General features: G+C 63.2%; 9 protein-coding genes. All 9 read right to left on the bottom strand.

Features of this window, described 5'->3' with window-relative positions:
- Nucleotides 1–2,925, bottom strand: a complete 2,925-nt coding sequence (locus HX851_RS24515) for a DUF748 domain-containing protein (protein ID WP_177066193.1) — start codon at nt 2,923–2,925, stop codon at nt 1–3.
- 109 nt (nt 2,926–3,034) lie between these two features.
- The gene (locus HX851_RS24510; protein WP_177058751.1) at nt 3,035–4,051 is read right to left on the bottom strand and encodes a class I SAM-dependent rRNA methyltransferase; all 1,017 of its coding nucleotides are present in this window, start codon (nt 4,049–4,051) and stop codon (nt 3,035–3,037) included.
- Nucleotides 4,052–4,203: 152 nt separating this feature from the next.
- Entirely contained in the window at nt 4,204–6,141 is a 1,938-nt protein-coding gene (acs, locus tag HX851_RS24505; protein ID WP_177066192.1) for an acetate--CoA ligase, read from the bottom strand.
- A 212-nt stretch (nt 6,142–6,353) separates the two neighbouring features.
- Nucleotides 6,354–8,018 (bottom strand): glucose-6-phosphate isomerase, encoded by a 1,665-nt coding sequence (gene pgi, locus HX851_RS24500; protein WP_177058755.1) that lies wholly within the window; start codon nt 8,016–8,018, stop codon nt 6,354–6,356.
- Nucleotides 8,019–8,320: 302 nt separating this feature from the next.
- Entirely contained in the window at nt 8,321–9,181 is an 861-nt protein-coding gene (panC, locus tag HX851_RS24495) for a pantoate--beta-alanine ligase (RefSeq protein WP_177058757.1), read from the bottom strand.
- Entirely contained in the window at nt 9,178–9,978 is an 801-nt protein-coding gene (gene panB / locus HX851_RS24490; RefSeq protein ID WP_177066191.1) for a 3-methyl-2-oxobutanoate hydroxymethyltransferase, read from the bottom strand. The genes panC and panB overlap by 4 nt, the downstream gene beginning before the upstream one ends.
- A 354-nt stretch (nt 9,979–10,332) precedes the next feature.
- Nucleotides 10,333–10,815: a 2-amino-4-hydroxy-6-hydroxymethyldihydropteridine diphosphokinase gene (gene folK, locus HX851_RS24485; protein ID WP_177058761.1), complete on the bottom strand. Its 483-nt coding sequence runs from the start codon at nt 10,813–10,815 to the stop codon at nt 10,333–10,335.
- A 4-nt stretch (nt 10,816–10,819) separates the two neighbouring features.
- Nucleotides 10,820–12,208, bottom strand: a complete 1,389-nt coding sequence (locus HX851_RS24480; RefSeq protein WP_177058763.1) for a polynucleotide adenylyltransferase PcnB — start codon at nt 12,206–12,208, stop codon at nt 10,820–10,822.
- A gap of 751 nt (nt 12,209–12,959) precedes the next feature.
- Nucleotides 12,960–14,393 (bottom strand): sigma-54-dependent transcriptional regulator, encoded by a 1,434-nt coding sequence (locus tag HX851_RS24475; protein ID WP_177058765.1) that lies wholly within the window; start codon nt 14,391–14,393, stop codon nt 12,960–12,962.
- Between the last annotated feature and the right edge of the window lie 15 nt (nt 14,394–14,408).

Genomic DNA, 14,408 nt, shown 5'->3' with positions numbered 1-14,408 from the left:
TTACTCGCTATCCAGGTGCAGGGGGGTGACGACGCGGCCATCGCTCTCGGCCTGGCCGAGGCTGGCGTCGATAAAGTACACACGATCGTCTTCCAGCTGACCCTTGTCCACCAGGAAATCCTTGATGCTGCTGGCCCGGTCCTGGCCCAGCTTGCGCAGCAACACGGCGTTGCCGCTCCAGTTCTTGATCACTCCGTCGCGCAGCCTGGCGGTGCGCTCGTCGCGGCTCAATTGGGCCCATTCGGCCGGCGGCTGCTGCTTGAGCAGGGTGCGGTAGATGCCCTCCAGCATCGGCGCCTTCTCATCGTCCGGCACCTGCAGCAGCGACGCCTGTGCCGGGACCTTGTCGCCACGGCGCTGGAGCATCTTGTAGTAGGTGGCCTGGTATTCGCGGTCCAGGCGTTGCTGGGCGATAAGCGGGCCGTCGCTGGTCTGGGCGCTGGTGCCTTCGATCTCCAGGCGCAGGTTGGGACGCTCCTTCAGAGCTGCGGCCAGCTTGGTCAGGGACGACTCCGCTTCCTGGCTCAGGTCGCTGGAGCCCGGGGTGAAGGTGACGTTGCTGAGGTCCTGGGAGTCGCCGCCGGCAATCAGCCCGCCAATGAACTTGAAGGGCGCCGTGGCGGCCCGCACGATCAGATTGCGCAGGGTCTGCCAGACGATCGGCATCACGCTGAACTGCGGGTTGTTCAGGTCACCGGAAACCGGCAATTCGATGGAGATCTTGCCGTCGGAGTCCTTGAGCAGGGCGATAGCCAGCTTGATCGGCAGGTCGACCGCATCCGGGCTGTCGACTTTCTCGCCCAGTTGCAATTGCTCGACCACCAGCTTGTTCTCGGCCTTCAACTGGCCCTTGGTGATCAGGTAATGCAGGTCGAGGTTGAGCCGGCCCTTGCGGATGCGATAGCCGGCGAACTTGCCGGAATATGGTGTCAGGGTGGTCAGCTCGACGCGCTTGAAGCTGGTGGCGATATCCAGGCTGGCCATCGGGTCGAAGGGGTTCACCGCGCCTTTGATGGTCACCGGCGCATAACGATCGACCTTGCCCTTGATATCGACATCGGCCGGCTTGGCCTGGCGACTGTCGATGGTGCCGATCTGGCCGTTGAGCTGCTGGATGGCCGTGGCGAAGTTGGGCGTGAGGCTGAAGTCGGCGAAGTTGGCCGAACCGTCGTTGATGGCGATGCCGCCGACATGGATACCCAGGGGCTTGCTGTTCGACGGAGCGGCCTTGGCCGGGGACTTGTTGGGGGCTCCGGCCGGCTGCGGAATCAGCAGGTCATCGACGTTGGTGGTGCGGTCGTCGTTGATCATGAAGCGGGCGTAGGGCTGGAACAGGCTGACCTTGTCGATCGACAGGCTGTCGCCGTGCTGGTAGTTGAGGCCGTCGACCACCAGTTTCTGCCATTTCACGAAGTCCCGGGTCTTGAGGGTATCGAGGGTGTGCAACTGATCGACCTGGGCTCGTCCGGTCACGCTGAAAGCCAGCGGATCGACGTTTTTCAGATTGACGTCGAGGTCGCTGCCGAGCATGCCGCTGCGCACTTCCAGGCGGATAAACGGCTCGACATAGGCCTGGGCCACCCGCAGGTCGATGTCCTGGGTCTTGACCTTCAGTCTGGCGCTGATCGGGCTCAGGTTGACTTCGCCGCTGGCGAGGACCTTGCCTTGCTTGCCCAGCCCGGTATCGAGCTTGAGGGTGAAGGGCGACTGGTTGAGGCTGTCGAAGTTCTGCAGGTCGAGGTTCAGCGGGCCGAGATCGAGGGCGACCGGGGTCTTGTTCGCACGGTCGGCGAGATGGACGCGGTAGTCACGCAATTGCACGTCCTTGAGCAGCACCTGCCAGGGTTTGCTCGGCGCCGCCGGTGCGGGAGCCGGTGTGTCGGCGGTGGCCGGGGCCGGTTCTTTCACCGTGGGTTTGGCCGGCTGGCTGGCGAACAGTTTCTGCCAGTCCAGTTGTCCATCCGCTTCACGGGCGGCCCAGGTTTCCAGATTGTTGCTGCGGATTTTGCCGACGACGACCTGCTGTTTGGCGAGGTCGACGCTGGTCTCGCTGACGTCCAGCCGCTCCAGGCGCGCCAGGGGCCGGCCATCGGGAGCCTTGATGGCAAACGGCGCGATGCTGAGGGACGTGTTGCTCAGCAGCATCTCGGTTTCCTTGGCGAGGCTGAGCTTGTAATCGGTGCTGAGATTGAGGACGCCGTCTTCCAGGTCCAACGGCAGTGCATCACGGACATAAGGCCACCAGAGCTTCATCTTGCCATCGGTGACTTTCAGCGAGCCCTCGGAGGTGATCGGCACCAGGCTGAAATTGCCTTTCCAGTCGATGCGCCCGCCTTCGGGGCCGGCGGCCACCAGGGTCATGTCGGCGTTGTCTTCCGGCAGGGTGCTGAGGTTCTTCAGTTGCAGGTCCATCTTGTCGTAGAGGAACTCGATGGGTTCGCTCGGACGCAGGTCCTGGAAGTGCAGGTAACCGCCGGCCAGTTCAATCTGGTCGATGCGCACCGGGAAAGGCTTGGCATTCGGATCGGCCGGAGTCGGTTCGCTGGCCGGCAATTTGAACAGCTGGGCAAGGTTGAGCGTGCCGTCCTTGCTGAAGGTCACTTCGGTCCTGGGCTTGTCCAGCTGGATCTCGGCCAGGTGCAGGGCGTGGGTCCAGAGGCTGTCGGTCTGCAGGTTGACATAGAGACGCTCGAACGCGACCTGCTCCTTGCCCGGCTCGCCGATGTTCAGGCCCCACAGCGTCAGCTCGAGGCTGAACGGGTTGAACTCCAGGCGCTGGAGCTTGGCCGGCACCGTGGCATAGTGCGCCAGTTGCTGGTTGGCGATGCGCAGGCCCACGCCCGGCAAGATGAAGAACCCCAGCACGGTGTATAGCGCGAGGACGGTCAGCAAGGCGCCGAGGGCGCGTTTCAATCCTTTGGACATGTGAGGCGTCGTCTATCTCAGTCGGAGGTGCGTTGGAGTATGGCACGCGTTTACGGTTCCGAAGCAATCCCCTTTTTACATCGCCGGACGCGGTTTTCTGGCGCCATTCCTACAACTGGAGGATCAGGGTTTTCAGCGGCGGTTGCCCGTCCAGCGAAGGGAAGTCGGCGGCCGGCGCCAGTACCTGCCAATCGCGTACCGGCCGACCGGTTTTTTCCGCGCAGCGCAGGACCTGTTCACGCCAGTCGTCCAGGCTGACTTTTGCCAGGTTGTTGCAGCAGATCAGCACGCCATTGTCGGCGGTGGTCAGCAGGGCCGGCTTGAGCAGGCTCTGGTAGTCGCGCAGCAGGTCGACGGTGCCGAAGGCACTCTTGGCCCAGGCGGGCGGGTCGAGCAGCACCAGGTCGTACTGACGCTGTTCCAGGCGCTGGTAGCTCGGCAGTTTCTGGCCGCGACGCTGGGTGATGGGCAGGCCGGCGAGCTGGCGGATGGCCGGGAAATAGTCGGACTGGACGAATTGCATGGCCGGCAGTTGCGGGTTGAGCATGCCGTTCTCGCGACCCACGGCCAGGTTGCCCTCGGCGAAGTCGAGGTTGCAGACTTCCCGGGCACCGCCGGCGGCCGCGCTCAGGCCGACGCCGCAGGTATAGGCAAACAGGTTGAGGACACTTTTCCCCTGGCTGTGCTGTTTGACCCAGCCGCGGGCATTGCGCAGGTCGAGGAACAGCAGCGGGTCCTGCCCGGCATGGCGGCCCCGTACGCGGTAGTTGAGGCCCCATTCGTGGCCGACCAGGTCGGCGAGGGCGCTTTCGTCGGCGCGGTAGACCGGGTCTTCGCGATCGATCCGCGAGTTGCCGCGGGAGCGGTCGTTGTAGACCAGCAGGGTGTCCAGTTGCAGGTGCTGGTTGATCGCCTCGTGCAAGGCCAGCAGTGCTTCGCGCTCCAGCGTCTGGTGGAAGGTCTGTACCATCAGTTGCGGGCCGTAGCGGTCGATGGTCAGGCCACCGGCACCTTCCTGGCTGCCATGGAACAGCCGATAGCAGTCGGTGCCCTGGGCATGCAGTTCGGCCAGCAGGTCCTGGCGATGATCGAGGGCGGCGCGCAGCGCCTGGTTCAAGGAAGACATGGAGCGCGCCTTGGGGGTTGGAGGTGGCGCGGGAGTTTACCAGCCTTCCGCGTATCAGGCCCATGCAGCGCGGTCGGGCTGGTGGCGAAAGAGGTCTTTCGCCACCAGCGGGGCTATCCCTTCGAGCTATCCCTTCGAGCCATTCCTCCGAGCTATTGATTCAAACGCTTGTCGATCAGGCCCTCGACCACGCTCGGGTCGGCCAGGGTCGAGGTGTCACCCAGGCTGTCCAGTTCATTGCAGGCGATCTTGCGCAGGATGCGCCGCATGATTTTCCCCGAGCGGGTTTTCGGCAAGGCCGGTGCCCACTGGATCAGGTCAGGCTTGGCGAAGCTGCCGATCTCCTGGCTGACATGGGCCAGCAATGCCTTCCTGAGGGCGTCGCTCGGCTCGATGCCATTCATCGGCGTGACAAAGGCGTAGATGCCCTGGCCCTTGAGGTCGTGGGGGTAACCGACCACGGCGGCTTCGGCGATGCTCTCGTGGAGCACCAGCGCGCTTTCCACCTCGGCGGTGCCGATACGGTGGCCGGATACGTTGATCACATCGTCGATCCGCCCGGTGATCCAGTAATGGCCGTCTTCATCGCGGCGTGCACCGTCACCGGTGAAGTAGTAGCCGGGATAGGGCTTGAAGTAGGTGTCGAGCATGCGCTGTGGATCGCCATAGACGCTGCGGATCTGCCCCGGCCAACTGGCCTTGATCGCCAGCACGCCGCTGCCGGCACCGCTGACTTCCCGGCCCTGCTCGTCCAGCAGCACCGGTTGCACGCCGAACATCGGCTGGGTGGCACAGCCCGGCTTGAGCTGCCGGGAGCCGATCAGCGGCGTGAGCATGATGCCGCCGGTCTCGGTCTGCCACCAGGTATCGACGATGGGGCAGCGCTGCTCGCCGACCACATTGAAATACCATTCCCAGGCTTCCGGGTTGATCGGTTCGCCGACACTGCCGAGCAGGCGCAGGCTCGCCCGAGAGGTCCGTTGCAGCGGTGCGGCGCCTTCGCGCATCAAGGCCCTGAGGGCGGTCGGCGCGGTGTAGAAGATATTGACCTGGTGCTTGTCGATCACCTGCCAGAAGCGCGAGCTGTCCGGGTAGTTCGGCACGCCTTCGTAGATCAGGCTGGTGGCGCCGTTCGCCAGCGGGCCGTAGACGATATAACTGTGGCCGGTGACCCAGCCTACATCGGCGGTGCACCAGAAGACCTCGCCCGGGCGATAGTCGAAGACGTACTGGAAGGTCATCGCCGCCTGCAGCAGGTAGCCGCCGGTGGTGTGCAGCACGCCCTTGGGTTTGCCGGTGCTGCCGGAGGTGTAGAGGATGAACAGCGGGTCCTCGGCGTCCATCGGCTCGGGCGGGCAGTCATCGCTGACACCATGCATGGCCTGGTGATACCAGAGGTCACGGCCTTCGACCCACTGCACGTCGCCCTGGGTGCGCTCCACCACCAGCACGGTATTGACTCCCGGACAACTGAGCAGCGCCTTGTCGACATTCTGCTTGAGCGGAATGTACTTGCCACCGCGCACGCCTTCGTCGGCGGTGATCACGGTGCGGCAGTCGGCATCCAGGATACGGTCGCGCAGGGCATCGGGAGAGAACCCGCCGAACACCACCGAATGGATCGCGCCGAGCCGCGTGCAGGCAAGCATGGCGTAGGCCGCTTCGGGGATCATCGGCATATAGATGCATACCCGATCGCCTTTCTTCACGCCGCGGTCTTTCAGCACATTGGCCAGTCGGCAGACGTTGTGGTGCAGCTTGCGGTAGGTGATCTGCGCCGATTCGGCAGGATTGTCACCTTCCCAGATCAGGGCGGTGTTGTCGCCGTGCTCGGCGAGGTGGCGGTCGATGCAGTTGTAGCTGACGTTCAGTCGGGCGCCGGCGAACCATTGCGCCTGGCCGGTACGCAGGTCCCATTGCTGGACCTTGTCCCATGGCCGGGACCAGTCGAGAAAGCGCCTGGCCTGTTCGGCCCAGAAGGTGTCGGGGTGGTCGATGGAGTCCCGGTAGAGCCGCTGGTAGTCAGCCTGGCTCAGTTGTGCAGCCTGGCGGACGGCTTCGGCCTTGGGATATGTGCTGATATCGAACATGGCGGTTCCTTGTTCTTGTCTGCGACAAGCCTAAGGGTGCGCCCTGTAGCGGGAGGGTTCAAGTGGATAGAGTGCTGGTCCCTGTAGGAGCCGGCTTGCCGGCGATGGCGGCCGCCAGAGCGACACAAGGCCCCAGGGCCTCATCGCCTCATCGCCGGCAAGCCGGCTCCCGCAGGTCCTGCGTACACACAGGTCACTGCGGGAGCACGCTATCAACCGCGATGACGACCACGGAAGTAGTTGATAAGGCCCTGGGTCGAGGCATCTTCGGCCGAAGTCTCCTCGCTGCCGACCAGGCGGTTGTAGACGCCCTTGCCCAGTTCCTTGCCCAACTCCACGCCCCATTGATCGAAGGCGTTGATGCCCCAGATCACGCTCTGCACGAAGACCTTGTGTTCGTACATCGCCACCAGGGCGCCGAGGCGACGCGGGCTGATGCGCTCGACCACCAGGGTGTTGCTCGGACGGTTGCCCGGGATCACCTTGTGCGGTGCCAGTTTCTGCACCTCGGCTTCGCTCAGGCCTTTTTCACGCAGCTCGGCCTCGGCTTCGGCGCGGGTCTTGCCGAGCATTAGCGCCTGGCTCTGGGACAGGCAGTTGGCGTACAGCCACTGGTGATGGTCGGCCACCGGGTTGAAGCTGACGATCGGCACGATGAAGTCGGCCGGGATCAGTTGGGTGCCCTGGTGCAGCAACTGGTGATAGGCGTGCTGGCCGTTGCAACCGACGCCGCCCCAGATCACCGGGCCGGTATCGGTGGACACCGGGGTGCCGTCCTGGCGCACGCTCTTGCCGTTGGATTCCATGTCCAGTTGCTGCAGGTGCTTGGTGATGTTGCGCAGGTAGTGGTCGTACGGCAGGATCGCGTGGCTCTGCGCGCCCCAGAAGTTACCGTACCAGACGCCGAGCAGCGCCAGCAGCACCGGCATGTTCTGTTCGAACGGCGCGGTCTGGAAGTGCTGGTCCATGGTGTAGGCACCGGACAGCAGTTCCTTGAAGTTCGACATGCCGATGGCCAGGGCAATCGGCAGGCCGATGGCCGACCACAGCGAGTAGCGCCCGCCGACCCAGTCCCACATCGGGAAGATGTTCTCTTCGCGGATGCCGAAGGCCACGGCGGCGGCGTTGTTGCTCGATACCGCGATGAAGTGCTTGTACAGCTCCGCCTCGGAACCGCCCTGGGCCAGGTACCAGTCACGGGCGGCACGGGCGTTCTTCAGGGTTTCGAGGGTGGTGAAGGTTTTCGACGAGACGATGAACAGGGTGGTCTCGGCGCGAATCTTCGCCGACAGTTCGTGGAACTCGCTGCCGTCGATGTTCGCCAGGTAATGGCAACGCACGCCTTTGTGGGCGTAGGACAGCAACGCCTCGGAAACCAGCTCCGGGCCGAGGAACGAACCACCGATACCGATGTTCACCACGTCGGTGATCGGCTTCTCGGTGTAGCCGCGCCACAGGCCGTCGTGGATGCGCCCGACCAGCTCGGTCATCTGGTTGAGGACCTTGTGCACGTCGGGCATCACGTTGACGCCGTTGACCGACAGCTTGTCGCCCACGGGACGGCGCAGCGCGGTGTGCAGCGCCGGGCGACCTTCGGAGGCGTTGACCAGTTCGCCGGCAAACAGCGACTTGATCGCGCCTTGCAGGTCGACTTCATTGGCCAGGCCCACCAGCAGGTTGCGGGTCTCGTTGGTGATCAGGTTCTTGGAGTAGTCGAGGAACAACCCGCAGCTGCTGAGGGTGAATTGATTGAAGCGCTGCGGATCGGCATTAAAGGCTTCGCGCATGCTGAAGTTGTGCATGTTTTCGCGGTGTTGGTTCAACGCCTGCCAGGCGGGCAGAGCGGTCACGTCGTGAGGAGTGCGGTAGTACGCCATCGCTGCGGATTTCCTTTTACGAGAACTGCCTTTTGGACATTTGGCTTTTTGGACACCAGAAACGCCGGAACGTCCTGCTTTTATCGGTGGCAGTGTCCGGCAACCTGCGTCGGCACGGTTGGGAGACGCAGCGCGATTACAGTAAACCTGACGCAGGCGTCTGTCTTGGCTTTGTCTGACCTTTTCTCGGTACTTTTTCGCACTCTCGGGTCCGACAGGCGTTTTTCAGCCCGAGCCGGGCCGCTCAGGCGATCCCGGGCGGCGGCAGTTTGCCCGAAGCCCGAGGCTCGGGCAATCGCTGCTCAGGCGGGTGTGTCGAGGTTCAGGTGCAGGTTGTCGATCAGGCGGGTGGTGCCGAGGAACGCAGCAACCAGGATCACCAGGTCGCGATCCTGCGCAGTGGCCGGGCGCAAGCTGAGGGCGTGGCGGATTTCCAGGTAATCGGGGCGAAAGCCGGCACTTTCGATCAGCCGGGTATGTTCGGCGAGCAGCTTCGGATAGTCGCGCTCGCCCTGTTCGATGGCCCCGGCAATCGTGCTCAGGCTGCGATACAGCACTGGGGCCGTGGCCCGTTCGGTTTCACTGAGAAAGCCATTGCGCGATGACAGCGCCAGGCCGTCGGCGGCCCGTACGGTCGGCTCGCCGATGATCTGGATCGGCATGTTCAGGTCGTGCACCAGGGCACGGATCACCGCCAACTGCTGGTAGTCCTTCTGGCCGAACACCACCAGGTCGGGCTGGACCATGTTGAACAGCTTGCTGACCACGGTCGCCACGCCTTCGAAATGCCCGGGGCGGCTGGCGCCACACAGGCCCTCGGAGAGATGCGGGACGCTGACCCGGGTCTGTCCGGCCATGCCGTCGGGATACATCTCCTCGATCGTCGGGGCGAACAGCAGGTGACAGCCGGCCTGGAGCAGTTTTTCCTGGTCGGCGGCGAGGGTGCGCGGGTACTTGTCGAGGTCTTCGTTGGCGCCGAATTGCAGCGGGTTGACGAAAATGCTCGCCACCACGAAGTCCACACGCTGGGCGGCCTTGGTCACCAGCGCGGCGTGGCCGGCATGCAGGTTGCCCATGGTCGGCACGAAGCCGATGCGTTTGCCCTCGCTGCGCGCGCGCGCGACAGCGGCCCGCAGTTCACGGACGGTCTTGACTGTGTTCATGCCGAAAACCCGTGTTCGGTGCCAGGGAAGGTGGCGGCCTTGACCTCACTGACGTAGGCGCCCAGTGCGCCCTGGATGCTGGTCTGGCCGGCCATGAAGTTCTTCACGAACTTGGGCACGCGACCGCTGATGGAGAGACCGAGCATGTCATGCAGCACCAGTACCTGGCCGTCGGTGGCGGTGCCGGCACCGATACCGATGACCGGTACTTTGACCGCCTGGGTGATTTCCGCGGCCAGTTCGCTCGGCACGCACTCCAGCAGGATCATGGCGACGCCGGCCTGCTCCAGGGCGATGGCGTCGGCGCGCATCTGCCGGGCCTGGGCTTCACCGCGGCCCTGGACCTTGTAGCCGCCAAAGAGGTTCACCGACTGCGGGGTCAGGCCCAGGTGCGCGCAGACCGGTACACCCCGTTCGGCCAGCAGGCGAATGGACTCGGCCAGCCAGGCGGCACCTTCGACCTTGACCATGTTGGCACCGGCCTGCATCAGCAGGGCGCTGTTGTGCAGGGTCTGTTCGACGGTGGCGTAGGCCATGAACGGCAGGTCGGCGACGATGAAGGCGCCCTGGTTGCCGCGCTTGACGCTGGCGGTGTGATACACGACGTCGGCCACAGTCACGGGCAGTGTGCTGTCATGCCCTTGGGAAACCATGCCCAGCGAGTCGCCAATCAGCAGTACTTCAACACCGGCTTCGCAGGAAGCGTGGGCGAAGGTTGCGTCATAGCAGGTCAGCATGGTGATTTTTTCACCTTTCTGCTTGAGGCTTTGCAAGGTGGTCAGGGTAATGTCTGGCATGAAAAAGTCCTCTTCAGGCGCCGTGCAAATTACTGCGAGTAACGCGCGTGATTCGTCATTTATGCAGGCGCACGTTCTTTTGTCGTGCTTATAAAGCCTGGATTGCGCCCTTTAACGCCGCAGGGGCGGCAACGGGACGCCTATAGTCGTGAGGAGAACGGGGGAAGTCAATCGGGTGTGTTACCGCAATGTTACGTCGGGAGTGTTACCGGTGTAACTGATGCGATTCAGCAAAGCCTCGGCAGGCGACCACTGTGGGAGCCGGCTTGCTGGCGATGACGATGGATCATTCAACGTCGTCGTGACTGACCGATCGCTATCGCCAGCAAGCCGGCTGCCACGCCAGAAGAGGTGTTACTGAAGCAGGCGTTCCAGGCCGACGAACGGGCAGTCGGCCAACAGCGTTTTCAAACTGCGGCCATCGGCCAGTTGCAGGTCGACGGGCGCCAGTTCCGCCAGCGGATACAACACGAAAGGGCGGGCCTGCATATGGTAATGCGGGACCTTCAGGCGCTGCTCGTCGATCAGCCGGTCGCCGAACAGCAGGATATCCAGGTCCAGCGTGCGCGGCCCCCAGCGTTCATGACGCTCGCGGCCCTGGTCGATCTCGATGGCTTGCAGCGCATCGAGCAGGGCCAGCGGCGCCAGGCCGCTGTCGAGCGCGGCCACCGCGTTGGTGTAGCGTGGCTGGCCGGGAAGCAGCGAGTCGCTCTGATAGAACGCCGAGACGCCTGCCAGTTCGGTCTCCGGCAGTTGCGCCAAGGCCTGCACGGCATTGCGCAATTGCTCCGCCGGATCTGCCAGGTTGCTGCCCAGGCCGATATAGACACGTTCCATCGACTTACTCTTCCGAGCCCGCGGTGCGCTTGCGCTTGCCGGCACTGGTGCGACGACGTTTACGGGGGGCGCCGCTGGCGTCTTCCTTGCCGCTGAGGTCGCGGATCATGTCACGGCGACCGGCGTCATTGGCGTCCTGATAATCGGTCCACCAGTCACCCAGGCCTTCGGTCTGCTCGCCGGCGGTTTCGCGCAGCAGCAGGAAGTCATAGCCGGCACGGAAGCGCGGATTGTCCAGCAGCAGGTCGGCGCGTTTGCCGCTGCGGCGGGGCAGGCGTTCCTGCATGTCCCAGATCTCGCGGATCGGCAGGGTGAAACGCTTGGGGATCGCAATGCGCTGGCATTGTTCGCTGATCAGTTCGTGGGCCGCTTCCTGCATCGCCGGAATCGGCGGCATGCCACGGGCCTGCAGGCGCAATACCCGTGCCGGCAGGGCCGGCCACAGCAAGGCGGCAAACAGGAAGGCCGGCGTCACCGGCTTGTTCTGCTTGATGCGCAGGTCGGTATTGATCAGGGCTTCGCTGATCAGGGTATGGGTGTAGCTCGGGTTGTGTTCCAGCGCTTCGAAACTGGCGGGGAACAGCGGTTCGAACAGGTTCAGGTCGACCAGCATCTCGAAGGTGTCGGCGGCATAACCGGAGAGGAACAGCTTGAGCACTTCCTCGAACAGGCGGGCCGAGGGAATCTCGCGCAGCATCGGTGCCAGGTCGCGGATCGGCGCGACGGTGTGTTTCTCGATACCGAAGTCCAGCTTGGCGGCAAAGCGCACGGCCCGCAGCATCCGTACCGGGTCTTCCTGGTAGCGCTGGGTCGGGTCGCCGATCAGGCGGATCAGGCGGTTGCGGATGTCGTGTACACCGTTGGCGTAGTCGAGGATGCGTTCGCTGACCGGATCGTAATACAGCGCGTTGATCGTGAAGTCGCGGCGCTGGGCATCGTCTTCGAGGGTGCCGTAGACGTTGTCGCGCAGGATTCGCCCGCTTTCGTTGCGGGAGGACTGATTGCTGTCTTCCTCCTCGTCGTTCTGCGGGTGATTGGCGCGAAAGGTCGCGACTTCGATGATTTCCCGGCCGAAGTGGATATGCACCAGCTTGAACCGCCGACCGATGATGCGGGCGTTGCGGAACTCGGCGCGAATCTGCTCCGGCGTGGCGCTGGTGGCGACGTCGAAGTCCTTGGGAGTGATATTGAGCAACATGTCGCGCACGCAACCGCCGACCAGGTAAGCCTGGTAGCCGGCGTTCTGCAGGCGTTCGACGATGTTCACCGCATACCGGCTGAACTGGGCCTTTTGCAGCGAATGCTGGCTGCTGTTGAGCACTTCAGGGGTGCTGCGTTTATGTTGCGTTCGACGCAAGGGAGAACGGAATGACTGGAACAGCTTCTTCAGCATGGGATGCACTGTTTGAAGGGATATTCGGCCAACACGAAGAATGACCGCATGATGGGCGGGGATTCTAGCATTTAGTCGAGGGATGGTGTAGGAAGCTGCGGCGGCAGTGCGCAAGAGTTGCTCGGGGCCTTATGGGGCGGGCCTTGGCGGTAGCGCAGGGGGCGTGTCGGAAGCGATATGTCGGAAACTACAAGGGGAGCCGAAGCTCCCCCAGAAGTAGTTGCGTGCTCTTTTTTTATTATGGTTGCGGGCTTCTTGTTTTTGTTGATCGCCCTGTGTCGCAGGTCTTCATGCCTGTGACGCCTCCCAATCGGGAGATAAGAGCAAACGGATTGCTTTGGTCGCTGTGTTGTCATGATCCATCGGATCCAACCAGTTCAGGCTCTACCTTGAGGGTAGTTTTTGTTGTTCTCGGCCTGGTCGTGGGGCAAGCCCCAAATACAACGCCTCTCCAAAAGAATCAGTTAGCTGCGCCTCCGCCGTGTTGTTTTTATTGTGCGTGAGTCGATTCGTCTTATTTTTATTGTCTTGTACATTGCTTGTTATTGTTCTTGTACAGGACATATAGCAGGTGTCGTGCCAACTTTTGCAAGGGCCAATGAAACCGGGGCTTCCCAGGGTTTTCCAGTTTTTTGCAGGCACAAAAAAGCCGGATCTTCGTTACCGATAGACCCGGCTTTTGTTACGCGAAAAACCTGAGGTAACAGTTTTTTCACATCTCAGCGTGTTACCTGGGGAACTGGGGGCCCGTTCAGCTTTCGCTGGCCACCCCGGTCTTGCGCCGCGGGATGCCCAGGCGCTGGCGCCGTTCCCACAGGCACTTGCGGCTGACCCCCAGCTTGCGCGCCAACTCGGTCTCGGTCATGTGGTCCTGATGTTCCAGGACGAAGTGCTGGAAGTAGTCTTCCAGCGACAGATCCTCGGTCGGCTCGTGGCTGGTGTTGCCCGGGTTGCTCTGCTGCGGCGCGAGGCCGATGAAGTCGTCTTCCTCCAGATCGCTCAGCTCGATGTCGATGCCCAGCAGCTCGGCCGAGATCTCCGGGCTTTCGCACAGGATCACCGCCCGTTCGACCGCATTCTCCAGTTCACGGACGTTACCCGGCCATGAGTAGTGGCGGATGGCTTGTTCGGCATCCGGGGCGAACTTCAGGTCGTTGCGCCCGACACGGGCACTCTGGCGAGCGAGGAAGGCATTGGCGATCTCGTTGACGTCTGCGCCGCGCTCACGCAGGGCCGGCAGTTTCAGGGCGATCACGTGCAGGCGGTAGTAAAGGTCTTCACGGAACTGGCCGATCTTGGCCAGGCTCTTGAGGTCGCGGTGGGTCGCGGCGATCAGGCGCACGTCGACCTTCTGCGACTGGACCGAGCCGACCCGACGGATTTCGCCTTCCTGCAGTACCCGCAGCAGACGGGCCTGGGCTTCCAGCGGCAGTTCGCCGATTTCGTCGAGGAACAGCGTACCGCCGTCCGCGGCTTCCACCAGGCCGGCACGACCGGCACTGGCGCCGGTGAACGCGCCTTTCTCGTGGCCGAACAGCTCGGACTCGATCAGGGTTTCCGGAATGGCCGCGCAGTTCACCGAGATCATCGGGGCCTTGGCGCGCTTGGACAGGTTGTGCAGGGCGCGGGCCACCAATTCCTTGCCGGTCCCCGACTCACCCTGGATCAGCACGTTGGAGTCGGTGGGCGCGACCTTGCGGATCTTGCTGTAGAGGTCCTGCATCGGCGCGCAGGTGCCGATGATGCCGATCTCTCCATTGCTGTTGTCGGCACCGGCTTTCTCCGCCGCGCCGTTGCTCTTGGCGACCCGCTCGGCGGGTGCGCCCTGGCCGCTCTGGCGATCACGCAGGATGCGGGCCACGGCCTGGAGCATCTCGTCGTGGTCGAAGGGCTTGGCGATGTAGTCCACCGCGCCCATCTTCATCGAGTCCACGGCCGAACGCAGGCTGGCGTAGCTGGTCATGATCAGCACCGGCGTGCCCTGGCCGAGCTTGATCAGCTCGGTGCCCGGAGCGCCGGGCAGGCGCAGGTCGCTGACGATCAGGTCGAACGAGGGGATGCTGAAGCGTTCCTGGGCTTCCTGCACCGAGCCGGCTTCACTGACCTGGTACTGATTGCGCTCCAGCAGGCGACGCAAGGCGGAGCGGATAATGGTTTCGTCTTCGACGATCAAAATGTGCGGCATTGATTCGGTTCTCTC

This window comes from Pseudomonas gingeri (assembly GCF_013385635.1).
GTDB classification, from domain to species: domain Bacteria; phylum Pseudomonadota; class Gammaproteobacteria; order Pseudomonadales; family Pseudomonadaceae; genus Aquipseudomonas; species Aquipseudomonas gingeri_A.
This window is presented reverse-complemented; position numbering and strand designations above follow the sequence as displayed.

Coding starts and splice junctions, on each gene's coding strand:
- acs (WP_177066192.1), bottom strand. CDS start 6,141: ATGTTCGATATCAGCACATATCCCAAGGCCGAAGCCGTCCGCCAGGCT.
- panB (WP_177066191.1), bottom strand. CDS start 9,978: ATGCCAGACATTACCCTGACCACCTTGCAAAGCCTCAAGCAGAAAGGT.
- HX851_RS24480 (WP_177058763.1), bottom strand. CDS start 12,208: ATGCTGAAGAAGCTGTTCCAGTCATTCCGTTCTCCCTTGCGTCGAACG.
- panC (WP_177058757.1), bottom strand. CDS start 9,181: ATGAACACAGTCAAGACCGTCCGTGAACTGCGGGCCGCTGTCGCGCGC.
- HX851_RS24475 (WP_177058765.1), bottom strand. CDS start 14,393: ATGCCGCACATTTTGATCGTCGAAGACGAAACCATTATCCGCTCCGCC.
- pgi (WP_177058755.1), bottom strand. CDS start 8,018: ATGGCGTACTACCGCACTCCTCACGACGTGACCGCTCTGCCCGCCTGG.
- folK (WP_177058761.1), bottom strand. CDS start 10,815: ATGGAACGTGTCTATATCGGCCTGGGCAGCAACCTGGCAGATCCGGCG.
- HX851_RS24510 (WP_177058751.1), bottom strand. CDS start 4,051: ATGTCTTCCTTGAACCAGGCGCTGCGCGCCGCCCTCGATCATCGCCAG.
- HX851_RS24515 (WP_177066193.1), bottom strand. CDS start 2,925: ATGTCCAAAGGATTGAAACGCGCCCTCGGCGCCTTGCTGACCGTCCTC.